At 72.1% G+C, this 20,973-nt stretch carries 25 protein-coding genes; 9 read left to right on the top strand and 16 right to left on the bottom strand.

Annotation, left to right across the window (positions count from 1 at the left end):
* The first annotated feature begins 17 nt into the window (after nt 1–17).
* Both folP and ASF37_RS08150 read left to right on the top strand, forming a co-directional pair.
* Complete coding sequence (gene folP / locus ASF37_RS08155) at nt 18–884, top strand: dihydropteroate synthase (protein ID WP_055963514.1); 867 nt, start codon at nt 18–20, stop codon at nt 882–884.
* On the top strand, nt 877–1,791 hold the full coding sequence (locus tag ASF37_RS08150) for a glucosyl-3-phosphoglycerate synthase (protein WP_162239948.1): 915 nt from the start codon (nt 877–879) through the stop codon (nt 1,789–1,791). The genes folP and ASF37_RS08150 overlap by 8 nt, the downstream gene beginning before the upstream one ends.
* Here ASF37_RS08150 and rpsN read toward each other — a convergent pair.
* From rpsN to rpmB, 3 genes are read right to left on the bottom strand one after another with little or no spacing between them, the layout of a single operon-like run.
* A complete protein-coding gene (rpsN, locus tag ASF37_RS08145; protein WP_055963508.1) occupies nt 1,772–2,077 on the bottom strand; it encodes a 30S ribosomal protein S14 in 306 nt (101 codons plus the stop codon). The two genes, ASF37_RS08150 and rpsN, sit on opposite strands and share 20 nt — an antisense overlap.
* Nucleotides 2,077–2,259, bottom strand: coding sequence for a 50S ribosomal protein L33 (gene rpmG, locus ASF37_RS08140; RefSeq protein WP_055963505.1), 183 nt, complete (start codon nt 2,257–2,259; stop codon nt 2,077–2,079). Before rpmG ends, rpsN begins: the two co-directional genes overlap by 1 nt.
* Nucleotides 2,259–2,495: a 50S ribosomal protein L28 gene (rpmB, locus tag ASF37_RS08135; RefSeq protein WP_055963502.1), complete on the bottom strand. Its 237-nt coding sequence runs from the start codon at nt 2,493–2,495 to the stop codon at nt 2,259–2,261. The genes rpmG and rpmB overlap by 1 nt, the downstream gene beginning before the upstream one ends.
* A gap of 55 nt (nt 2,496–2,550) precedes the next feature.
* On the opposite strand from rpmB, the gene rpmE reads away from it, so the two are divergent.
* From rpmE to ykgO, 4 genes are all read left to right on the top strand, one after another.
* The gene (rpmE, locus tag ASF37_RS08130; protein ID WP_056556244.1) at nt 2,551–2,850 is read left to right on the top strand and encodes a 50S ribosomal protein L31; all 300 of its coding nucleotides are present in this window, start codon (nt 2,551–2,553) and stop codon (nt 2,848–2,850) included.
* Nucleotides 2,847–3,977, top strand: coding sequence for a GTP-binding protein (locus tag ASF37_RS08125; RefSeq protein WP_056579828.1), 1,131 nt, complete (start codon nt 2,847–2,849; stop codon nt 3,975–3,977). The genes rpmE and ASF37_RS08125 overlap by 4 nt, the downstream gene beginning before the upstream one ends.
* A gap of 106 nt (nt 3,978–4,083) precedes the next feature.
* Nucleotides 4,084–4,257: a 50S ribosomal protein L32 gene (gene rpmF / locus ASF37_RS08120; protein WP_055963491.1), complete on the top strand. Its 174-nt coding sequence runs from the start codon at nt 4,084–4,086 to the stop codon at nt 4,255–4,257.
* Nucleotides 4,258–4,331: 74 nt separating this feature from the next.
* The gene (gene ykgO / locus ASF37_RS08115; protein ID WP_023645249.1) at nt 4,332–4,454 is read left to right on the top strand and encodes a type B 50S ribosomal protein L36; all 123 of its coding nucleotides are present in this window, start codon (nt 4,332–4,334) and stop codon (nt 4,452–4,454) included.
* 129 nt (nt 4,455–4,583) lie between these two features.
* Here ykgO and ASF37_RS08110 read toward each other — a convergent pair whose 3' ends face one another.
* Nucleotides 4,584–5,369 (bottom strand): TSUP family transporter, encoded by a 786-nt coding sequence (locus ASF37_RS08110; RefSeq protein ID WP_056573553.1) that lies wholly within the window; start codon nt 5,367–5,369, stop codon nt 4,584–4,586.
* A gap of 129 nt (nt 5,370–5,498) precedes the next feature.
* On the opposite strand from ASF37_RS08110, the gene ASF37_RS08105 reads away from it, so the two are divergent.
* Complete coding sequence (locus ASF37_RS08105) at nt 5,499–7,217, top strand: ATP-dependent endonuclease (RefSeq protein WP_056579826.1); 1,719 nt, start codon at nt 5,499–5,501, stop codon at nt 7,215–7,217.
* Nucleotides 7,218–7,250: 33 nt separating this feature from the next.
* Here the strand turns inward: ASF37_RS08105 and ASF37_RS08100 are convergent, their stop codons facing one another.
* From ASF37_RS08100 to ASF37_RS08050, 11 genes are all read right to left on the bottom strand, one after another.
* Nucleotides 7,251–7,877 carry a class I SAM-dependent methyltransferase gene (locus ASF37_RS08100; protein WP_056579824.1) on the bottom strand — a complete coding sequence of 209 codons (627 nt, stop codon included), beginning with the start codon at nt 7,875–7,877 and terminating at the stop codon, nt 7,251–7,253.
* Nucleotides 7,874–8,956 carry a prenyltransferase gene (locus ASF37_RS08095; RefSeq protein ID WP_056573563.1) on the bottom strand — a complete coding sequence of 361 codons (1,083 nt, stop codon included), beginning with the start codon at nt 8,954–8,956 and terminating at the stop codon, nt 7,874–7,876. The genes ASF37_RS08100 and ASF37_RS08095 overlap by 4 nt, the downstream gene beginning before the upstream one ends.
* A gap of 7 nt (nt 8,957–8,963) precedes the next feature.
* Complete coding sequence (locus ASF37_RS08090; protein ID WP_055963476.1) at nt 8,964–9,683, bottom strand: bifunctional 2-polyprenyl-6-hydroxyphenol methylase/3-demethylubiquinol 3-O-methyltransferase UbiG; 720 nt, start codon at nt 9,681–9,683, stop codon at nt 8,964–8,966.
* Nucleotide 9,684: 1 nt separating this feature from the next.
* On the bottom strand, nt 9,685–10,968 hold the full coding sequence (locus ASF37_RS08085) for a glycosyltransferase family 4 protein (protein WP_055963473.1): 1,284 nt from the start codon (nt 10,966–10,968) through the stop codon (nt 9,685–9,687).
* A 76-nt stretch (nt 10,969–11,044) separates the two neighbouring features.
* Nucleotides 11,045–11,794 (bottom strand): glycoside hydrolase family 16 protein, encoded by a 750-nt coding sequence (locus ASF37_RS08080; RefSeq protein ID WP_200914382.1) that lies wholly within the window; start codon nt 11,792–11,794, stop codon nt 11,045–11,047.
* Between the two features lie 40 nt (nt 11,795–11,834).
* Complete coding sequence (locus ASF37_RS08075) at nt 11,835–13,244, bottom strand: FAD-binding oxidoreductase (RefSeq protein WP_055963467.1); 1,410 nt, start codon at nt 13,242–13,244, stop codon at nt 11,835–11,837.
* The gene (locus tag ASF37_RS08070; RefSeq protein ID WP_055963465.1) at nt 13,241–14,596 is read right to left on the bottom strand and encodes a hemolysin family protein; all 1,356 of its coding nucleotides are present in this window, start codon (nt 14,594–14,596) and stop codon (nt 13,241–13,243) included. Before ASF37_RS08070 ends, ASF37_RS08075 begins: the two co-directional genes overlap by 4 nt.
* 85 nt (nt 14,597–14,681) lie before the next feature.
* On the bottom strand, nt 14,682–15,881 hold the full coding sequence (locus ASF37_RS08065) for a GGDEF domain-containing protein (protein WP_055963460.1): 1,200 nt from the start codon (nt 15,879–15,881) through the stop codon (nt 14,682–14,684).
* A gap of 134 nt (nt 15,882–16,015) precedes the next feature.
* Nucleotides 16,016–16,975 carry a phosphotriesterase gene (locus ASF37_RS08060; protein WP_055963455.1) on the bottom strand — a complete coding sequence of 320 codons (960 nt, stop codon included), beginning with the start codon at nt 16,973–16,975 and terminating at the stop codon, nt 16,016–16,018.
* Nucleotides 16,976–17,065: 90 nt separating this feature from the next.
* Nucleotides 17,066–17,854, bottom strand: coding sequence for an alpha/beta fold hydrolase (locus ASF37_RS08055; protein ID WP_055963452.1), 789 nt, complete (start codon nt 17,852–17,854; stop codon nt 17,066–17,068).
* Nucleotides 17,851–18,666, bottom strand: a complete 816-nt coding sequence (locus ASF37_RS08050; RefSeq protein ID WP_056579822.1) for an alpha/beta fold hydrolase — start codon at nt 18,664–18,666, stop codon at nt 17,851–17,853. Before ASF37_RS08050 ends, ASF37_RS08055 begins: the two co-directional genes overlap by 4 nt.
* A gap of 126 nt (nt 18,667–18,792) precedes the next feature.
* Here ASF37_RS08050 and ASF37_RS08045 point away from each other — a divergent pair, with 126 nt between their 5' ends.
* Both ASF37_RS08045 and ASF37_RS08040 read left to right on the top strand, forming a co-directional pair.
* On the top strand, nt 18,793–19,281 hold the full coding sequence (locus ASF37_RS08045) for a MaoC family dehydratase (protein ID WP_056579820.1): 489 nt from the start codon (nt 18,793–18,795) through the stop codon (nt 19,279–19,281).
* Between the two features lie 2 nt (nt 19,282–19,283).
* Nucleotides 19,284–20,288, top strand: a complete 1,005-nt coding sequence (locus ASF37_RS08040; protein WP_200931195.1) for an NADP-dependent oxidoreductase — start codon at nt 19,284–19,286, stop codon at nt 20,286–20,288.
* A gap of 14 nt (nt 20,289–20,302) precedes the next feature.
* Here the strand turns inward: ASF37_RS08040 and ASF37_RS08035 are convergent, their stop codons facing one another.
* Nucleotides 20,303–20,971, bottom strand: coding sequence for a TetR/AcrR family transcriptional regulator (locus ASF37_RS08035; protein ID WP_055963443.1), 669 nt, complete (start codon nt 20,969–20,971; stop codon nt 20,303–20,305).
* Nucleotides 20,972–20,973 lie beyond the last annotated feature (2 nt).

Below are 20,973 nucleotides of genomic sequence, written 5' to 3'. Positions count from 1 at the left end.
CTGACACGATTGACGACGTGGCCGACCTGACCTTCCGCGGACGCCGCGTCGTCCAGGACCGGGCCCTCGTGATGGCGATCGTCAACCGCACGCCCGACTCCTTCTACGACCGCGGCGCCACGTACGACCCCGCCGTCGCGCTCGACGCCGTCCGGCGTGCGGTCGACGACGGCGCCGACGTCGTCGACATCGGCGGCGTGAAGGCCGGCCCGGGCGACGCGGTCGACGCCGCCGAGGAGGTGCGGCGCACCATCCCGTTCATCGAGGCGGTGCGCGAGGCCGCGCCCCACGTCGTCATCAGCATCGACACGTGGCGCGCCGAGGTGGCCGACGCCGCCGCCGCAGCCGGCGCCGACCTGCTCAACGACACGTGGGCCGGGCACGACCCCGACGTCGTGGCCGTGGCCGCTCGACACGGTCTCGGCTACGTCTGCTCCCACACCGGCGGGGCGCTCCCACGCACCCGCCCCCACCGCGTCCGCTACGACGACGTCGTGGCCGACGTCGTCGCCACGACCACCCGGGCGGCGAAGGCCGCGGTCGAGGCCGGCGTGCCACGTGAGGGCGTGCTGGTGGACCCCACCCACGACTTCGGCAAGAACACCTTCCACAGCCTCGAGCTGGTGCGCCGCGCCGACACTCTCGTCGCCACCGGCTGGCCGGTCCTCATGGCCCTGTCCCGCAAGGACTTCGTGGGCGAGACGCTCGGCCTCGGCCCCGACGACAGGCTGGAGGGCACCCTCGCGGCCACGGCCCTGACCGCTGCCGCCGGGTGCGCCATGTTCCGCACCCACGACGTGACGGCCACCCGGCGCGTGCTGGAGATGACGGCCACCCTGCGCGGTGAGCGACCGCCGACCAGGGCGGTGCGCGGCCTTGCCTGACCTGCAGCCCTGGTTCGCCACCCACACCCACGCCGCGTCCGCCCCGCTCGGCGACCTGGTGGCGGCCAAGCGTGGACGCCGCGTCGGCGTGGTGCTGCCCGCCCGCGACGAGGCCACGACGATCGGCGAGATCGTGCGACGCGTCCGCACCGCCTGGTGCGACCTCGTGCCGCTGGTCGACGAGGTGGTCGTGGTCGACTCCCGCTCCAGCGACGACACCGCCGCCGCGGCACGCGAGGCCGGAGCCGTCGTCGTGACCGCCGAGGACCCCGATCCCGCGTTCGACGGTGGCAAGGGATCGGCCATGCGCACCGGCATGGCCCACCTGACGAGCGACGTCGGCGTCTTCCTCGACGCCGACGTGCGCGGCTTCGACCCCGCCTTCGTGGCACGACTCGTCGGCCCCCTGCTCACCGACCCCTCGCTGGTGCTCGTGAAGGCCTTCTACGACCGCCCGACGCACGACGGCGGCGGTGGACGGGTGACAGAGCTGGCCGCCCGGCCCGAGATCACGCGACGAGCACCCGAGCTGGCCGGCTTCGTGCAGCCGCTCGCCGGGGAGTGCGCGTTCGTCCTCGACGCGTTCGTCGACCTGCCCGTGGTCAGCGGCTACGGCGTCGACGTCGGCATGCTGCTGCAGGCGGTGCGCAAGCACGGCCTCGACGCGACGGCACAGGCCGACCTGGGCCGCCGCGAGCACGACCACCAGGGCCTGCGCGCCCTCGGGCGGATGGCGCTCCAGGTGCGCGCGGCGTTCGACCTGGTCCTCGACGACCGCGACGTCGTGGTCGACGAGCGCTGGGTGCCCGGCCGTGACGCCGACGGCGCCGCGACCCTGGTGGCCGAGCGGGTGGAGACGCGCCTGCTCCCTCCGCCCGGCGCCGGGGCTACCAGCTCGACTTCGTGATGCCCGGCAGCTCGCCCCGGTGCGCTCCCTCGCGGAACCGGATGCGCGAGAGTCCGGCGACCCGCAGGTGGCCCCGCGGCCTGCCGTCGACCTGGTCGCGGTTGCGCACCCGCGACGGGGAGGAGTCACGCGGCAGCCCGGCCAGGGCACGCGAGGCCTCCATGCGCTCGGCCATGGACAGCGACGTGTCCCGGGACGCGGCGCGCAGGGCGTCACGTCGTTCCCGGTAGCGCTCGACGACCTCCTTGCGGCGCTCGTTGGCGACGATCTTGCTGCGCTTGGCCATCAGCGCTCCTCCTTGAACTCGACGTGCCTGCGGATCCTCGGGTCGTACTTGCTCAGCACGAGCCGGTCGGGGTCGTTGCGACGGTTCTTGCGCGTGACGTAGGTGGTGCCCGTGCCCGCCGTGGATCGCAGCTTCACGATGGGCCGGACGTCGTTGCCCCGCCCCCTCGACGATCCCGCCATCAGAGCCTCTCCCCTCGAGCGAGGATGTCGGCGACCACGGCGTCGATGCCGCGCACGTCGACGGTCTTGATCCCTCGGGCACTGAGCGTGAGCGTGACGTGCCGGCCGAGGGTCGGCGCCCAGTAGCGCTTCTTCTGGACGTTGACGTCGAAGCGCCGCTTGGTGCGCCGGTGCGAGTGGGACACGTGGTGGCCGAAGCCCGGGGTGGCCCCGGTGACCTGGCAGGTGCGCGACATGGCGACCTCCTGTGTAGAATGACAATCGTTCTCATCAGCCTACCGGAGACGTGACGTGAAGAAGAACCAGCACCCCCGCTACGACGAGGTCGCCTTCCGCGACCGCTCGGGCGACCTCCTGCTCGTGACCCGCTCGACGCTGCCCGAGCGCCTCCCTGCCGACCACGGCGCAAACGGCCGCCCAGGGCCCGGCACCCCTGCCAAGACGGTCGACGTCGACGGCCGCACCCTGCCCGTGGTCGACGTCGAGGTCTCCAGCGCCAGCCACCCGTTCTGGACCGGCCGCGGCCGCGTGGTCGACACCGAGGGACGGGTCGAGCGCTTCCGTCGCCGCTACGGGCAGGTCGACGCATGAGCCCCGTCGGCCGCGGACGCCGGCGCGTCCTCTCGCGCACCACCCCAGCCGCGCTCGTGACCGGCGTCGACGAGGTGGCCATGGAGGCCGTCACCGTGGGCCTCCAGTTCGACCTTCCCTCGGCCGTCGTCGTGCGCCACGTGCTCGACGTCGAGTCCCAGCGGCTCGTGCGCGTGGTCAGCGACTGCACCGGCGTCCTGGAGCGGCACGTCCACGAGCTGGAGCACGCCTGCGTGGCCTGCGCCCTCCGCGAGGACGTGGTGCCCACGATGGAGCGCCTCGCAGCCAGCGGTCGCTGGGGCGCGGTGGTCGCCCACCTGCCGGTGGCGGCCGAGGCCCTGCAGGCCTGCCGGGTCATCGAGACCTACGTGCAGGCCGCGCCGCACGTGCACGTGGCGGCCGTCGTCGCAGCCCTCGACGGCCAGGCCGTGCTCGCCGACCTGCTCGGGGACGACCTGCTGCACGAGCGCGACCTGCACACGAGCGAGGACGACTCCCGCGGCGTCGCCGAGACGGCCGCCGCGATCGTCGAGTACGCCGACGCCGTCGCGCTCACCGGACCGTGCGACCCCGCCGGGCTGGACCTGCTGCGTGCGCTCGCTCGTCCGGGCGTCACGGTCGTCGACGACCCGTCGGCGCTCGACGCCACGCCGCTCGTGGCCGGAGCGCACCGCCACGACGTCACGGAGGCGTGGGTCGACGTCGTGCGACGCGACGAGCTGCCGCTGCACGGCTCCCGCTACGTGTGGACGCTCGACCTCCGCTCCGACCGCCCGTTCCACCCCGGACGCCTGCTCGAGAGCATCGAGAAGATCGGCGGCGGGCCACGTCGCTCGCGCGGTTCGTTCTGGCTGCCGAGCCGCCCCTCCGACGTCTGCGTGTGGGACGGGGCGGGCGGACAGCTGAGCGTCGGGACGGCCTCCCCGTGGGGCACCGACACGCCCCTGACCCGCATCGTCGTGCACGGCCTGGCGTCGGGACCGCTCGCCAGCAGCCCCGACGACGTGCAGGAGGCCTTCGAGCACTGCCTGCTCAGCGACGCCGAGCTGGCCGACCGGGGCCCGTACTGGGAGGTCGCCTCCGACGGCCTCGAGCCCTGGCTCGGCGACGTCCGCCGCGCCGCCTGAGCCGTACCCATCGCCGCCCAGGGCCCGGCACCCCTGCCGGCTCCGCCCACCGCCCAGGGCCCGGCACCCCTGCCGGGTCCGCCCACCACCCGATCGAAGGAGCCCCATGGCCGTCCCCAAGCGCAAGACCTCGCGCAGCAACACCCGCCACCGGCGGTCGCAGTGGAAGGCGACGCCCGCCGACCTCGTGCCCGTCACCGTCGAGGGCCGCACGGTGCGGGTGCCGCGCCGGCTCGTCAGGGCCGTGCACCGCGGCCTGGTCGACGTCGACCGTCTCTGACCCACCGCCCCCGAGCCTGTCTGAGCCTGTCGAAGGGTCGGGGGCCCGAACCCATCCCACCCACAGGAGGAACCATGAAGGTCCGCAACTCCCTGCGCTCGCTCAAGAACCAGCCCGGCTCGCAGGTCGTGCGCCGACGCGGGCGCACCTACGTGATCAACAAGCAGAACCCGCGCCTGAAGGCCCGCCAGGGCTGACGACCTCCGGACCCGCCACGGTTCCCTGCCACTCACCATGGCGCGCACGCCATGGTGAGTGGGGCAGGACCGTGGTGGGTTCGCGATTCCCATCAGGTGATGGGAATCGTGGGGCCGGTGGGCCGGAGGTCAGCCGACGAGCTGCTGCCAGGTGTCCCAGCCGATGCGCACGACGAACGCCGACACCACGACGATGAACACGATGCGGATGAACCGGTTGCCCCGCGCCACGGCGAGGCGGGCGCCGAGGTAGCCGCCGGCCACGTTGCAGACCATCAGCACCGCGGCGACCTTCCAGATGACCGCACCCTGCGGGACGAACACGACCAGGGCGGCCAGGTTGGTCGCGAAGTTGGCCAGCTTCGCCTTGCCGCTGGCCTCCAGGAACCCGTAGCCGAGCACCCCCACGAGCGCGAAGACGAGGAACGAGCCGGTCCCCGGCCCGAGGGCGCCGTCGTAGAAGCCGATGGACGCACCCACCAGCATGGCCGCCCCGTAGTGGCGCCGACCGGTGAAGCGGATGGCCGCCACCTGGCCGAGGTCGGGTCGCAGCACCGTGAAGGCACCGACGACGACCAGGACCACGAGGATCGCCGGGTTGAAGGCCGCGCGCGGGATCCACGAGGCCACGACCGCACCCAGCAACGAGCCGATGAACGCCGCACCCGCCAGGGGCGCGGCCGTGCGCAGGTCGAGCCGCACGCGTCGCAGGTAGGTGATGCTCGACGTCGTCGTGCCGGCGATCGAGCCGATCTTGTTCGTGGCCAGCAGCTGGACCGGCGCCGCCTGCGGGAAGGCCACCATGAGGGCGGGCAGCTGGACCAGCCCGCCACCCCCCACGACGGCGTCGATCCATCCGGCGAGGAACGCGGCCACGCCGAGGAACAGCAGCACTCCCCCGGTGAGCTCCTCCACCCGGTCAGGCTACGCACCGGCCGGACCCGGCCACGAGGCGGCGACGTCATGAGGAACGACCAGCGCACTCCTCACCGTCGGGACCAGTAGCCTGAGTCCCGCCAGAGCCCCTCCACGGAAGTAGGCCCCATGCGACTGATCGCTGCGCGCGTCCGCAAGGTCATGTCGGTCCACGACTCCGGACGCCTGGCGCTCGACGAGGGCATCACGACCATCGTCGGCAAGAACGAGTCGGGCAAGACGGCCATGCTGCAGGCGCTGTACCGGGCCAACCCGCTGCCCAGCGGTCACGTCACCGCGTTCACCGCGCGACGCGACTACCCCCGACGCGACCTCGGGCGCGACCGCGAGGTCATCGACCAGGTCCGCCCCGTCACCCTCGAGATCGAGCTCGACTACGACGACCGCCAGGTCCTGGAGCGCGCCGGCGCCCTGCTGCCGACGACCCCGCTGTTCGTGAGCCGCTCGTACGGCGACGGCGAGCTGCACTGGGCGTCCGACGAGGAGGGCACCCCGCTCGAGGCGTCGCCCGAGGCCATCGCCCGGCTGACCGCGATGCTGCCGGGCTTCCAGTACTTCGACGACCACAACGTGCTCCCTGGCAGCGTGTCCATCCGGCGTCTGCAGGAGATGGACTCGGCCGACCTCTACCCCTCCGAGCGCACCGCGCTGGCGCTGCTGAGGCTGGCCGGCGTGGCCGACGCCTCGTTCGACGAGGACGACTACGAGGTCCGCAAGGCCGCGCTCGAGGCCGCCGCCGCACGCCTGTCGGACCAGCTGCTGGAGTACTGGAGCCAGAACCGCGAGCTGTCGATCGAGCTCGACCTGGAGACGATGGGCATCTCCTCGCCCGACCCGTGGCTGCACATCCGCGTGCGCGACGACCGCCAGCGGATGAGCCTCAACGTTGCGGAGCGCTCCAAGGGCTTCATCTGGTTCTTCTCCTTCCTCGCGGCGTTCTCGGAGTTCGCCGACCAGGACCGTCGGGTCATCCTGCTCGACGAGCCCGGCATGAACCTGCACGCGAACGCCCAGGCCGACCTGCTGCGCTACATCAAGGAGCACCTCGGCCCCTTCCACCAGGTCGTCTACTCCACCCACTCGCCGTACCTCATCGACTCCGGTCGCCTGAGCCGCTGCCGCGTGCTCGAGAACGTCGGCGACGAGGGCAGCAAGATCAGCTCCGACCTGTGGCGGGCAGGGTCCGAGACCACGGTGCCCCTGCTGGCGGCGCTCGGTGCGGACCTCACGCGCAAGCTGGTCAGCGGGCCGCACCAGCTGCTCGTCTCGTCACCGTCGGACATCACGTACCTGACGGTCATGAGTGACCTGCTCCGTTCCGAGGGCGGACGCGCGCTCGACCCGCGCTGGAACCTGACGCCCGTCGGTGGTGCCTCCGGCATCCCGACGATCCTGGCGCTGCTCGGCACCACGGCCGTCTCGGCCACGGTGCTCATGGACGGTCCGGCCGGCGCGCGGGGCGCCGTCGAGGAGCTGGTGAACCGAGGGGCGATCTCGGCCGACCACATCGTCCCGCTCACCGACATCACCGGCACCCTCGACGCCGACCTCGAGGACCTCTTCGACTCCCGGTGGTACGTGACACTCCTGGAGGAGTCCGGCGGACCGAAGGTCTCGCACCGCAAGATCACCGGCAAGCGGTTCCTGCGCAAGCCGCCTCGCCGACGCATCGTGCACCAGGCCGAGACGGTCGTCGGCGGCGCCTACGACCGCTTCCAGCCCGCCGGCCACCTGCTGCGCAACCGGTCGCAGGCGCTCGCCTCGGTCGACGCCGAGACGAAGAAGCGGTTCCAGCAGCTCATCGACCGGCTCAACGCCCTGCTCTGACCGCCCTCTCCCTGGTCGGCCAGGAGTGGCTCGTCAGCGACGGAGGACGCGCAGCGAGCCGGTGTGGCCGACCTCGGTGAAGCCGTCGTCGAGGGCGCGCAGGTAGATGCGGTAGGGCGCCTGCCCGCCGTCGGCGGGGTCGGGGAAGACGTCGTGGATGACGAGCACGCCGCCCGGCCGCACCCACCGGGCCCAGCCCTCGTAGTCGCCCTGGGCGTGCTCGTCGGTGTGCCCGCCGTCGACGAACACGAGGTCGAGCTCGCGGCCCCACCACGACGCGACGTCGGGCGAGCGGGCCACCACCACGTCGACGACGTCCTCCAGGCCGGCGCGCGCGAGGGTCTCGCGCAGGAACGGCAGGGTGTCCATCCGGCCGTCGGTGCCGACGAGGGTCTCGTCGTGGTACTCCCAGCCGACCTGCTGCTCCTCCGAGCCGCGGTGGTGGTCGATCGTCACGAGCCGTGCACCGCTCTCGCGTGCGACGTGGCCGAGGTGCACCGCGGACTTGCCGCAGTAGCTGCCGATCTCGACGGCCACCCCGCCCGCGCGCAGGTGGGCGGCGGCCGCGGCCCGCAGGGCGTCGGCCTCGTCGGCCGGAAGGAAGCCGCGCACCTCGTCGGCCACCGCCTGCAGCGCCTCGGGCAGCGGCGGTGCACTCATGCCACGCACGGCTGGTCGCACTCCTCGTCGGCGGCCAGGAGGGGCAGGCCCTCCCCGCGGAACAGCCCGTTGGCGGGTGTGGTCCGGGTCAGGGCGTCGACGGCGAGGAGCACGGTGCCCGCCGTCCAGGTGGTCTGCTCGATCGGCCAGTAGGTCTCGTCGGGATAGACGTAGCCGGTCCAGTACGTGGCGTCCTCGCGGCGCAGGACCTGGATGTCGGCGAGGAGCGCCCGGGCGTCCGCGCCACGGCCCACCGCATCGAGCGCCAGGACGAGCTCGCACGTCTCGCCCCCGGTGACCCAGGGGCTGTCGTCGACGCACCGCGCGCCGAAGCCGGGCACCACGAAGTCGTCCCAGCGCCGCTCCAGGCGGGCCAGGGCGACGGCGCGTGGCAGCGCCCCGCCCAGCACGGGGTAGTACCAGTCCATCGAGAACCGGGCCTTGTCGGCGAACCGGTCCGGGTGGTGGTCCAGGGCGTGGCGCAGCCGCACCGCCGCGTCCTCCCAGTGCGGCACCCGCTCCCCCACGACGTCGGCCAGCGCCACGCCGCACCGCAGGCTGAGGTGGATGCTGGCGTTCCCGGTGACGAGGGCCTCGTCGGCCACGCACCCGTCGGCGCCGCGCGACCAGCGGACCGGACCCGCGTCGTCCTGCAGGACGAGCACGGCGTCGAGCGCACCCTGCACCGACGGCCACATGGAGCTGACGAAGGCCCGGTCGCCGGTCAGCCGCCAGTGGTGCCAGACCGCGGTGGCCACGTAGGCGGTGAAGTTGGCGTCGGTGGCGGGCTCGACCACCTCGCCCCCGGAGTACTTGGTGGCCCACGTGCCGTCGGGTCGCTGCTGCGAGCGGCTCCAGGCGTAGGCGGCCTCGGCCTCGTCGCGGCGCCCGGCGACGGCGAGCCCCATGGCGGCCTGGAGGTGGTCCCACGGGTCGAGGTGCCCGTCGGCCTCCCACGGGATCGCCCCGTCTCGGGTCTGCACGTCCGCGATCGTGTCGGCCGTGGCCTGCACCTGGGCAGCGTCGAGCACGCCGGGGAGCGCGAGGACGGCCGGCGATCCGGTGACGGCGGGGGTCACGGCGACCTCAGGCCGCGAGCGGCTTGGTGTAGTACAGCGCCACGCTCTTGCCCAGGACCGGGTCGAGGAGCTTCTCGGCCACGCGGGTGGTGCGGGGCGCCTTCATCATGTCCCACACGAGCAGCTGGTGGTAGGCGCGCACGGCCGGGTGCTGGTCGCGCTCCACGCCCACGGCGCACTTGATCCACCAGTACGGCGCGTGCAGGCCGTGCGCGTGGTGGGTGTGGGTGTGCACCAGGCCCTCGGCACGCAGCTTCGCGTCGAGCTCGCTGGCCTTGTAGATGCGGATGTGCCCGCCCTCGTTGGCGTGGTACTCGTCCGACAGCATCCAGCACACCTTCTCGGGCCAGAAGCGCGGGACGGTCACGGCCAGCGTCCCGCCGGGCGCCAGGATGCGCACGAGCTCGCTGATGGCCTGCTCGTCCTCGGGCACGTGCTCGAGGATCTCCGAGGCGAGCACGACGTCGAAGGAGGCGTCGGCGTAGGGCATGTCGAGGATGGTCCCGGCCTGCACGGCACCACGCCCGGTCCTGGGCACCTGCCCCTCGACCCGCATCGCCTCGAACATCTCGTCGACGCCCTTGAGCTCGACCTCGTCGAGGTCGAACGCGGTCACGTCGGCACCGCGGCGCAGGGCCTCGTAGCTGTGCCGGCCGGCGCCGGCACCGACGTCGATGAATCGGGTGCGGGCGCCCACCCGGAGGCGGTCGAAGTCGACGGTCAGCACGTCACTGCTCCTTGCCGGCGAACCTGCGGATCGCCTCGTCGTAGACGTCGGCGGTGGCCTTGGCCACCGAGGTCCAGCTGTAGCGCTCGAGCGCACGGGCACGGCCGGCGGCGCCCAGGGCCGCGCGGCGGTCGGGGTCGTCGAGCAGGGAGGAGACGGCGGCGGCCAGCTGCTCGGCGTCGCCCGGCTCGACGAGCACCGCGCACGGCTCGCCGCCCTCGGCGTCGCCCACGACCTCGGGGATGGCGCCGGCGCGGCTCGCGACGACCGCGGTGCCGCTCGCGAGCGCCTCGACCGTCGGCAGGGAGAAGCCCTCGTAGAGCGAGGGGACGCACATGATCTCGGCCGAGCGCAGGAGCTCGGCGATCTGCTCGGACTCCAGGCCGCTGTGGGTGGTCACGCAGTCGCGCAGGTCGAGCGCGTCGATGCGGCGGTCCGTGGCGCCGCCGGGCTCGACGCTCGAGACGAGCTGCAGCTCGACGTCGGGGTGCTCGACCCGCACCTTGGCGAGTGCGTCGAGGAGGTGGGCGACGCCCTTGAGCGGCTTGTCGGCGCTGGCGACCGCCACGATGCGGCCGGGCACGCGGGACTCGGTCGCGGCGGGGGTGCCGGGCTGTCGGCGGCGAACGGGACCGAAGGTGTCGGTGTCGACGCCGAGCGGCACCACGCGGATGCGGGCCGGGTCGATGCCGAAGTCGGTGACGGTGTCGTCGGTGGCCACCGTGGAGACGCCCACGACGAACGGCAGCCGCCGGGCGACGCGGGCCTGCATGCCCACGAACGAGTACCACCGAGCGACCGAGAGCTTGCGCCACCCACGGGCAGCCTCGAGCTCGACGATGCGGTCGCGGCTGATCGGGTGGTGGATCGTGACGACGAGCGGGAGCCGTCGGCGCAGGGCGAGCAGCCCCCAGCCGAGGCTCTGGTTGTCGTGGACCACGTCGAAGTCGTCGAGCCGGTCCTTGAGGTGACGGTCGGCGCGCAACGTGAACGAGAGCGGCTCGCCGAAGGCGCCGGTGACGCTGAGCAGCCACTCGACGACGTCGGGAACGCTGCGCAGCGTCCAGGGCGCCGGGGGCTTGAAGGGGTCGGGCTCGTCGTAGATGCCGAGACTCGGCAGCCTCGTCAGTCGCACCCTCGGGTCGAGACCCTCGGGGTAGGGCTGACCGGAGATGACCTCGACGTCGTGGCCGGCCTCGACAAGACCCCGGCTGAGGTGCTCGACGTAGACGCCCTGGCCACCCACGTGCTGCTTGCTGCGGTACGACAACAGGGCGACGCGCACGTGACCACCTTCCTGTGACGTCGCACCGACAGCGACCGTTGAGAGACCAACGGTATCCGAGTCGCGCTCCGGCGCCTCAGCGGCCGGTGACCCGACGCACCTCGAGCAGCGGCACGTGGTCACCCGTCGTGCGGTCGGGGAAGTCGAAGACCGCGAGGACGAGCAGCATCGGGTAGCTCGGCGACTGGTCGGACGCAGCCACCTGCTCGCCGTCGAGGAACCAGGTGATCCCGTGCTCGGTCCAGTCCACGGCATAGGTGTGCCACGCACTCACGTCGAGGCTCCGACGTGGGGCAGCGAACTCCTCGACCAGGTCGGGGTCGCGGAAGGGATGGACCCCCCGTCCGACCTCGAGGGTCACCGTGCCGTCGGGCGTGGTGGCGCGCGTGTCGCCGAAGACCTCGACCAGGCAGATCTCACCGCAGCGCCGGGGCTCGTCCTCCATGCCGATCGTCCACGCCGAGAACATCGACCCTGCGCCGACCGTGGCTCGGCACTCGACCTCGATGCGGCCGTGCAACGGCACGAAGCCCGCGACCCGGGGCTGCTCCTCGCGCACGGTCAGACCGGGGCGGAACGGCTGCTGCCCACGTGTCGACCCCACCGGACCGGACCAGCTGCCGCTCTGCACGGCCGAGACCCGCAACGGTGGCTCGTGCAGGTCGGGGCACCACCGGGGATGCTCGGGGGGAAGCGACAACCGCAGTCCGTCGTCACCGACCTCCCACGTGGCACGTGCGTCCTCACGCGAGCTCCAGGCGGGCAGGTAGGCGGGGACCCACCGCTGGAGGTCCAGCCCGTCGAAACGTTCCTCGAACCGCTCCACGATCGGCATCCTCGCACGCGGCACCGACACCGCGGACGACTCAGGAGTCGAAGCCGAGGCCGAGCCGGTCGAGGGTGCGCAGCAGCAGGTTGCGGCGACCCTCGTCGTGGTCGGCGCGATCGAGCGACCAGCGGGTGGCCTCGATGCCGATCGTGGCCAGCGGCTCGGGCGGGAAGGGCACGGCCGGGCGTCGCACCATCGCGAGCCGGGTGCGCTCGGTGTCGTCACCGGCGAGGTGGTCGAGCATGACCTCCGCGGCGAACCGGGTGGCACCGACACCGAGGCCCGTGAAGCCGGAGGCGTAGGCCACGCGACCGCGGCGGGCGAGGCCGTGGAAGGCGCAGAAGCGGGTGGACGTGTCGATCGCGCCCGCCCATCGATGGGTGAACGCGACGCCCTCGAGCTGCGGGTAGGTGGTGAGGAAGTGCGACGCGAGCCGGCGGTAGGAGGCGTCGCGGTCCTCGTGCTCGGGGCTCACCTGCCGCCGATGGATCGCGTCGTAGCCGCCGTAGAGGATCCGGTCGTCGGCGCTGAGCCGCGAGTAGTGGAACTGGTGCGCCAGGTCGGCGACGCCCTGGCGACGGTCCCAGCCGATCGACGCCTTCTGCGCGGCGTCGAGCGGCTCCGTCATGAGGACGTAGTCGTACACCGGCACGGTGGACAGGCGCGTGCGCCGCAGGAGTGGGCGGAACACGTTCGTCGCGAGGGCCACGGCGCCGGCGCGGACCACGGCGCGCTCGGTCCGCACCCGCACCCCGCCCGTGCGGCCGGAGGACAGGCCCGTCACGCGGGAGTGCTCGAAGATCTCCACCCCGAGGTCGGCCGCCACGCGGGCGAGCTCGTGCGCGAGCCGGGCCGGGTGGACGAGGGCGGTCTCGTCACGCTCCCAGCGGCCCGCACGGTAGATCGGGCTGTGGATCTCGGCCTGCACGGCGGACTCGTCGAGCCAGTCGCCGCTCTCGTCCTCCTCGAGCCAGCGCACCTGGTGCGGCTCGTAGGCGACGGACAGGGTGCCCGTGCGCTCCAGCTGCACGTCGAGACCGAGGTCGTGGACGTCACGCTCCAGGGCGTCGAGGTTCTCGCGACCGAGGCGGTGGAGGGTGTCGTACTCGTCGGGCCACCGGGCCCGCCCGTTGACCTCGCCGTGGGTCAGGCTCGCCTCCACGAAGCCGCCGTTGCGTCCCGACGCCGCCCAGCCGATGGTCTCGGCCTCGAGCAGCACCACGCGTCGACCAGGGTCGCGGCGCTTCGCCAGCACCGCGGTCCAGAGGCCGCAGTAGCCCCCGCCGACCACGACGAGGTCGGCCGTGGTCGACGCCGTGAGCTGCGGGTGGCCGGCTCCGGGGGCGTCCTCGAGCCAGTAGGAGCTCAGCCGGCTCGGTCGCAGCGCGGCATCGATGGCCGCCTCGCGGGGAGGCTGCCGCTCGAAGACCGTGCTGTGCCGGCTCATGGGCGCTCGGACGACCCCTCGGCAGGTTCCAGCTCGCTCGACGCCGCCGTGTCCTGGCCGGGCGCGCCCGGCGTGACCGTGACGAGGTGGAGCCGCATGATGCGACGCCCCTCCACCGCGGTGACCGTCAGCCGGTAGCCGTCGAGGTCCACGACCTCGCCCTCGACCGGGATGTGGCCGAGGCGGTCGAGCACGAGACCGGCGACGGTCGAGTAGTGGGCGTCGGGGAGCTCCAGGCCCGTCAGCTCCACGAAGTCGTCGAGGTGCATGGCGGCGTCGATGTCGTCGCCGTCGGAGGAGTGCAGCAGCTCGGCCACCTCGGCGAGGTCGTACTCGTCGCGGATCTCGCCCACCAGCTCCTCGATGATGTCCTCGAGCGTGACGATGCCGTCGGTCCCGCCGTACTCGTCGACCACGAGCGCGATGTGCACGCCCTCGCTGCGCATCTGCGCCATGGCCGGGAGGATCCGGTTGGTGCTGGGCAGCACGGGGATCTCGCGCACGATGTCGGCGACGGACCCGGTGCCGGCACCCTCGGGCACGGCCAGCAGGTCGCGGACGTGCACGAACCCGATGACGTCGTCGGTCGAGCGTCGCCGGGTGACGGGGTAGCGGGAGTGCGGCATGGCGAGCGCCTCGCCGGCGGCCTCGGCCAGACTCATGCCGCCGTCCAGGAAGTCGACGGCTCCGCGCGGCCGCATCACCTCGCGCAGCGTGCGGTCGGTGGCGGTGAACACGTCCTGCAGGATCTGCCGCTCGTCGTCCTCGAGGCTCTCGTGGGCGCCGACGAGGTCACGCAGCTCGTCCTCGCTCATCTCCTCGCCCGCGGCGTGGGGGTTGCCGCCGAGCAGACGGACGACCATGTTGGTCGACTTCGACAGCAGCCAGATGACCGGTCGCATGAGGGTGGCGAACCGGGCGAGCGGCGGCGCGACGGCCAGCGCGATGGGCGCCGACTTCTGCAGGGCGAAGCGCTTGGGCACGAGCTCGCCGAAGACGAGCGACAGGTAGGCGATGAGCAGCGTCATCGCGACGAGCGCGACGCTCGATGCGGCGCTCTCGGACAGGCCCAGCGCCTCGAAGGTCGGCGCCACGTCGGGCGCGAGGGTCGACGCGCCGTAGGCGGCGGACAGGAAGCCGGCCACCGTGACGCCGATCTGCACGGCCGCGAGGAACGTGTTCGGGTCGCGCGCGAGCGTGGCGACCTTCGACCCGCGTGAACCGGTCTTCTCCAGCTGGTTCAGCTGGCTCTCGCGCAACGAGACGAGGGCCAGCTCCGTGGCCGCGAACACCCCGCCGACGAGCACGAAGACCATCACGAGGCCGAGGTTGAGCAGGGTGTCGCTGTCCATCAGGCCCTCCTGGCGACGCAGCGGAGGAGGGCCTGGCAGGTACTCGGAGGTTGGTCCACGAGATTCATTCTAGGGAGGCTCCCCGTCACGGCGAGGTGGAGCGGTCTGCGGTGGCGCCGTCGGCCACGACCACCCGCGCCCGACCGGCGTCCTTGGCCGCGTAGAGGGCACCGTCGGCGCGGGCGACGACGTCGGCGAGGTCGTCGCCACGACCGACGAGGGTCATGCCGTAGCTGACCGTGGGCAGCACCACGCCGCCGGGGAGCGACGTGGCCTCCAGCGCGACGGTGATCCTCTGCACGACGTCGCGCGCCTCCTCGACGGTCGCCTCGTCGAGGAAAAGGACGAACTCCTCGCCGCCGAAGCGCCCCACGATGTCGGCACGACCGACCGTGCTGCGGCAGGCCGCCGCGAACACCTGCAGGGCGACGTCGCCCGCCGGGTGGCCGTACGTGTCGTTGATCTGCTTGAAGTGGTCGAGGTCGGCCATGACCAGCACGCCGTGGACCTGGCGACGACGGTGGCCGCGCCAGCGCCGCTCGACCAGGCGCACCAGCTCGTCTCGGTTCAGCAGGCCGGTGAGGCCGTCCCGGGTGGCTCGCTCCTGGAGCTCGAGCGTGTCGTCGGCATAGCTGAGAGCCGTCATGCTGAACGAGACGGTGGCGAGCATGACCGTGGTGACCAGCGTCGTGACCTCGGTGCCGAGGTAGACCGCGAACGCGCGTCCGTCCTGGCCGACGAGGAGGTAGGCCACCAGGCGCAGGCCGTAGAAGGTCGACAGGCCGGTCGACATGACCGCGAGCGAGCGCAGGATCGGCCGGTACATCCGTTCTCGGGGGCCAGGACCGAAGGACCCGCTGCGACCCGTCTGCCACAGCTCGACCGAGGCCAGGGCGATGAAGATCGTCATGAGGCCGAGGAACACCGGCGCACCGGACCACTCGTTGGTGCCCGGGTCGTCGAGCGCCGACGTGACGAGCAGCCCCACGAGCGTGGCGCCGACGAGCCACCAGCTGACCGACCTTCCCTCGACCGCCCGCGCCCCCGACCACACGGCTGCGGCGCCCGCGACGACGCACACGTTGCCGAGCGGGTTCGCCCACCACTGCTGCGCCGTGCCGTCGAACAGGTAGGCCGCGGAGCCGGCGAGGAACAGCCCGAGCGCTGCGCACCACCAGCCGGCGTAGGCCGAGCGGGTGGAGCGGTAGGCGACGAAGTAGAAGAGCGCGAGCAGGGTGACGGCCACGATGGCGAACGAGACGCGCAACGAGATCGGGTCCAGCATGTCGCCCCTGGTCGGTCGGCACGGATGGTCCGGTCATCCTCGCACAAGGACCTGCCTGCACGGCCGTGTTTCCAGGCGGCTCACGGCCACGCCGGCGGACCGGCGACGCCGTCGCCACCGGTCCGCGCGGCGGCTCACTCGAAGTGGCGCCGCGGGTTGGCCACGAGGATCGTCTCGATGTCGGCCTCGGTCAGACCACCCTCGAGCAGGGCCGGGATGACGTCCTCGCTGATGTGGCGGAAGTGCCAGTTCGGGGCCGCGTGCGCCTTGGCGTCCGGGCTGAAGTAGTCGATGAAGCAGTTGGCGTCGTGCGCCAGGGTGACGTGCTCGACGTAGCCACGCCGCACGAGCTCGATGATGGTGCCGATCCGCTCCTGCATCGGGTTGAACAGGTCGAGACCGAACCGGTCCATGCCGAGCATCGACCCGGCGTCGGCGACCTTGCAGAGGTAGTCGACGTCGTTGGTGTCGCCGGAGTGGCCGATGATCACCTTCGACAGGTCCACGCCCTCCTCCTTCAGCACCTGCTGGGCGACGAGCCCGGACTCGTTGGCCGGGTTGGTGTGCACGGTGATGGGGGCTCCGGTCTCGACATGGGCCTGGCCGACCGCCCGCATCACGCGCTCGACGCCCGGGGTGAGCCCGGCGAGCTCGATGGCGCACTTGAGGATGCCCGCGCGAACATCGGTCCCGGCGATGCCCTCGCGGATGTCCTTGACGAACATCTCGGTCAGGGGCTCCGGGACGTCGACCAGCAGTCCCGGTCCGCGGTGCTCGAACTGGTGGGGCACGTCGTTGTAGGTGTACAGGCCCGTGGCCACGACGATGTTGAGCTCGACCTGGGCGGCGATCTTCTGGATGCGCGGGATGTACCGACCGAGCCCCAGGACGGTGGGGTCCATGATCGAGTCGATGCCGACGCCCTTGAGCTCGGTGAGCTTCTCGACGGCGTCCCTGATGCGCTCCTCCTCGTCCCAGTCGTCCTGGTAGTTCTGGTTGTACTCGGTGTTGAGGACGAAGACGTGCTCGTGCACCAGCGTCCTGCCGAGCTCGCTCGAGTCGATGGTGCCGCGTGCGGTGGGGATGGTCGTCATCAAGGCTCCTGGTTGTCGTGGTCGGGTTGGGGGGTGTGTCGGTCTGGGGTCGGGCCGTCCGGCGTCACGCCGACGGCAGGGGTCGGGGGGTCAGGCCGGATCGGTCAGGAAGTCCACGACCCGCGGGATCACGAGCGCCGGCCGCTCGAGGATGACGCTGTGGCCCACGTCGGGCAGGCTCCACAGCTCGCCGTGCTGCACGCCGTCGACGACCTCCTGGGACCAGGCCGGCGGGCGCGCCACGTCCTCACCCCCGCTGACGACGAGCGTCGTGGCCGTCACGGCAGGGAGCAGGTCCACGGCACTGCGGCGCTCGACCACGCCGCGCACCGCGTGCACGAGGGTCGGCGGGAGTGCCGCGAACGCGGCCCGCGACTCCGCGACGAGTGCTGCTCTCCCCGGGTCGCTGCGGCAGGACTCGCCCAGCATGATCTGCATGATCATCTCGAGCAGGTCGCCCTGGAAGCCCGACCGCTCGACCTCGTCGGCGATCGGACGGAAGGCCTCGAGCTGCTCCGGAGGTTCCGCGCGCACCGAGGACCCCAGCATGACCAGACGGTCGACCAGACCCGGACGTCGTGCCGCGACCCGGACGGCGACGTCACCGCCCATCGACTGCGCGACGACGTGGACGCGGGTCAGGCCGAGCGCGTCGACCACGTCCAGGACGTCGTCGGCGCACTGCTCCATCGTCACCGTGTCGTCGGCGGCGGGACTGGAACCTTGGCCCCTGAAGTCCGGCCGCACGACCCTGAGGCGACCCTGCACCGCCTCGGCGAAGGCGTCGAACATCGTGTGGTCGAGGAACAGCGAGTGCAGGCAGAGCACGACCGGCAGGTCGGTCTCGCCGGAGTCGACGACGTGCAGCGCCGCGCTCACGACGAGACCGCCGTGTCGAGCGACGCGAGGTGCCGCTCGAGCAGCTCGGTCACCTCACCCGGGTTCTCCAGCGCGTGCACGTGACCCGTGCGCTCCATGGTCACGAGGGTCGCCCCGGGGGTCAGGTCGACGATCTGCTGCGACTTCGGCGGCGGGTAGGTGTGGTCCTCGGTGCCCGCGACGACCACGACCGGGACGGCGACGCCGCCGAGCTCGTCGAGCACCGGCTTGCGGTGGGCGATGTGCCAGGCCGCGTCGGCGTACTCGGGCGTGCGGCTCCGCAGCAGTGCGGTGACCTCGGCGAGCACGTCGGCGCGCGACGGGTCGGTCAGCGTCGTGTCCCCCATCATGAACTGGAGGACGCCGTCGAGGACGGGCTCGATGCCCTGCTCGGCCAGCACGTCCACGAGGGCGTCCATGTCGTCCGCCTGCTCCTCGACGTCGGCCGACGTGCCCATCAGCACCGCGGAGGCCAGGAGGTCGGGCCGGCGAGCCGCGAGGCGGAGCCCGACGAAGCCGCCCATCGAGTTGCCGACGAAGGTCACCCGCCCGAGGTCGAGCGCCTCGATGAGGGCGGCCGCGTCCTCGGACAGCGTGTCCATGTCGAGGTTCTCGCGCACGTCGCGCGCGCTCTCCCCCTGGCCGCGGTGGTCGTACCGCACGACCCGGTAGCGGTCGCCGAGCGCCTCGGCCTGGTGCCGGAACATGCGGACGTCGAAGAACATGGACGGGCTCATGACCACGGCGTGCGCGTCGCGAGGTCCCTCGTCCTCGTAGCGCAGGGTGGTGCCGTTGACGTCGATCATGGCCATGTCGGACTCCTGGGGGGTGTGATGGCGGTCACGCTACCTGCACGCTACTTGAACCCGGTTTCGGGTTCAAGTACGTTTCGGTGCATACCGTGATCCCCATCACGCTGGCCCCCTCCGGAGGACGTCATGACCGAGACCACCGCCCCCATCCAACCCACGACCATCCAGGACCTGGTCGACCTCGTCGGGACACGCCTGGGCCCCACCGCGTGGCACGACGTCACGCAGGACCGGATCGACGCCTTCGCCGACCTCACCGGTGACCACCAGTGGATCCACGTCGACCCGGAGCGTGCGAAGGAGAGCGCGTTCGGGTCGACCATCGCGCACGGCCTCTACAGCCTGTCGATGGGTCCACGGTTCATGGAGGACCTCATGGCCTTCGACGGCTTCGCCCACAGCCTCAACTACGGGTACGAGAAGGTCCGCTTCCCCGCTCCCAACCCCGTCGACTCGCGCATCCGCATGCACGCGGAGATCGTCTCGGTCGACGATGTCGGGAACGGAGCCGCGCGCATCGTCACGGTGCAGACCTTCGAGCGCGAGGGGTCCGACAAGCCGATCTGCGTCGCGCAGTCCATCGGTCAGTTCACCGAGTACCCGACGGAGGACTGAGCGTGCCGATCGCCGCCCGCAGGGTCCACCTCGCCGCGCGCCCCGTCGGCCTGCCCGACGCGTCCACCTGGGACGTGTCGGACGACCGGCTCGACGACCCCGCCGACGGTGAGGTGCACGTCGCCGTGACCCACCTGTCGCTCGACCCGGCCATGCGCGGCTGGTTGAACGACGTCCGGTCGTACGTCCCACCCGTCGGGATCGGCGAGGTCATGCGCGCCTTCGGCATCGGCACCGTCGTCACCTCCCGTGCCGAGGGCCTCGAGCCGGGCGACACCGTGATGGGCACGATCGGCGCGACCGACCACGCGGTGGTCGCGGGGGCCGACCTCACCAAGGTCGACCTCGCCGTGGCCCCGGCCCCGACCTGGCTCGGTGCGCTCGGCATGCCGGGCATGACGGCGTGGTTCGGCCTCTTCGACGTCGCTCGAGCCCAGCCGGGCGAGACGGTCGTGGTCTCGGGTGCGGCCGGCGCGGTCGGCTCCGTCGTCGGCCAGCTCGCGAAGGCCCGCGGCTGTCGCGTGGTCGGCATCGCCGGCGGTCCCGAGAAGTGCGCGTGGCTCACCGACGAGCTCGGCTTCGACGCCGCCGTCGACCACCGCGAGGGCGCGGTGCACCGCGCCCTGCGTCAGGCCGCGCCCGACGGGATCGACGTCTACTTCGACAACGTCGGCGGCGTGGTCCTCGACGCTGCGCTCCGCACCCTGCGACTCGGCGCACGCGTCGCGATCTGCGGCGCGATCTCGACGTACAACGCGACCGAGCCCGCCCCCGGACCGGCGCACTACATGTCGCTCCTGGTGAACCGCGCGTCGATGGCCGGCTTCCTGGTCTTCGACTACGAGGACCGGTACGGCGAGGCGGTCGACGGCATCGGCGCGATGATCGCCGACGGCTCGCTGATCGCCCGCGAGCACGTCGTGAGCGGGGGGATCGACGCGTTCGGCGACACCCTGCTGATGCTGTTCAGCGGCGCGAACACGGGCAAGCTCGTGCTGGCGCTCTGACCCAGCGTTCTGACTCAGCGCTCGGTGGTGAGCCCGAGCGCGTTGGCCCACAACCGCGTCGAGGTCTCGACGAGGTCGTCTACCGACCAGTTCTCCCCCAGCGCGAAGCTCGAGTACGCCAGCCGGCTGACCATGCCCGAGAGCGCCCGCGACGTCATCATCGGATCGAGCGTGGCGTCGACCCGCCCGTCCTCCTGGAGCTTCTGGATGCTCTTGGCGTTGCGGCGCGCGAACGCCTCACCGCGCTCGAGCCGGCGCCGACGGAAGTCGTCGTCGATCGTGGCGACCTGCTCCTGCAGGCGCATCAACCGACCGTTGCGCTTGTAGGTCTCGAAGTAGGCGCGGTTGCTCGCCTCGATGACCGCGACGGGGTCGTCGGCCTCCTCGACGTGGGGCATGCCCGGGTGGAGCATCTCGTCGCGTGCCGCCTCCATCACCGCAAGGAAGATCTCTTCCTTGCTGTTGAAGTACGTGTAGAACGTCCCCGTCGAGCAGCTGGCCTCGGCGGTGATGTCCGTGAGCCTCGAGGCGAGGAAGCCGTCGCGCTCGAACACCGTCCGCGCGGACGCCACGAGAGCCGCCCGCGTGCGCAGGCCGCGGCGGGTGGTCGGGGGCTCCTTCAGGCCGGAGGTGTCCGCCAGGGCCGGAACCACGTCCTTCCTCGCCGCGGGCTGCTCGCTCATGG

It is taken from the genome of Aeromicrobium sp. Leaf289, from assembly GCF_001423335.1.
Lineage (GTDB): Bacteria > Actinomycetota > Actinomycetes > Propionibacteriales > Nocardioidaceae > Aeromicrobium.
The sequence above is the reverse complement of the archived record's forward strand: the minus strand, read 5'-3'. Positions and strand labels throughout refer to the sequence as shown.

Bases quoted from the DNA above. Each gene is read 5' to 3' on its own strand.
- ASF37_RS08050 (WP_056579822.1), bottom strand. From the start codon at position 18,666: ATGGCCATGATCGACGTCAACGGCACCACCCTGCGCTACGAGGACGAG.
- rpmF (WP_055963491.1), top strand. From the start codon at position 4,084: ATGGCCGTCCCCAAGCGCAAGACCTCGCGCAGCAACACCCGCCACCGG.
- rpsN (WP_055963508.1), bottom strand. From the start codon at position 2,077: ATGGCCAAGCGCAGCAAGATCGTCGCCAACGAGCGCCGCAAGGAGGTC.
- ASF37_RS08100 (WP_056579824.1), bottom strand. From the start codon at position 7,877: ATGAGTGCACCGCCGCTGCCCGAGGCGCTGCAGGCGGTGGCCGACGAG.
- ASF37_RS08045 (WP_056579820.1), top strand. From the start codon at position 18,793: ATGACCGAGACCACCGCCCCCATCCAACCCACGACCATCCAGGACCTG.
- ASF37_RS08070 (WP_055963465.1), bottom strand. From the start codon at position 14,596: ATGGACAGCGACACCCTGCTCAACCTCGGCCTCGTGATGGTCTTCGTG.
- ASF37_RS08060 (WP_055963455.1), bottom strand. From the start codon at position 16,975: ATGACGACCATCCCCACCGCACGCGGCACCATCGACTCGAGCGAGCTC.
- ASF37_RS08075 (WP_055963467.1), bottom strand. From the start codon at position 13,244: ATGAGCCGGCACAGCACGGTCTTCGAGCGGCAGCCTCCCCGCGAGGCG.
- ykgO (WP_023645249.1), top strand. From the start codon at position 4,332: ATGAAGGTCCGCAACTCCCTGCGCTCGCTCAAGAACCAGCCCGGCTCG.
- ASF37_RS08125 (WP_056579828.1), top strand. From the start codon at position 2,847: ATGAGCCCCGTCGGCCGCGGACGCCGGCGCGTCCTCTCGCGCACCACC.
- rpmG (WP_055963505.1), bottom strand. From the start codon at position 2,259: ATGGCGGGATCGTCGAGGGGGCGGGGCAACGACGTCCGGCCCATCGTG.
- ASF37_RS08035 (WP_055963443.1), bottom strand. From the start codon at position 20,971: ATGAGCGAGCAGCCCGCGGCGAGGAAGGACGTGGTTCCGGCCCTGGCG.
- ASF37_RS08065 (WP_055963460.1), bottom strand. From the start codon at position 15,881: ATGCTGGACCCGATCTCGTTGCGCGTCTCGTTCGCCATCGTGGCCGTC.
- ASF37_RS08105 (WP_056579826.1), top strand. From the start codon at position 5,499: ATGCGACTGATCGCTGCGCGCGTCCGCAAGGTCATGTCGGTCCACGAC.
- rpmB (WP_055963502.1), bottom strand. From the start codon at position 2,495: ATGTCGCGCACCTGCCAGGTCACCGGGGCCACCCCGGGCTTCGGCCAC.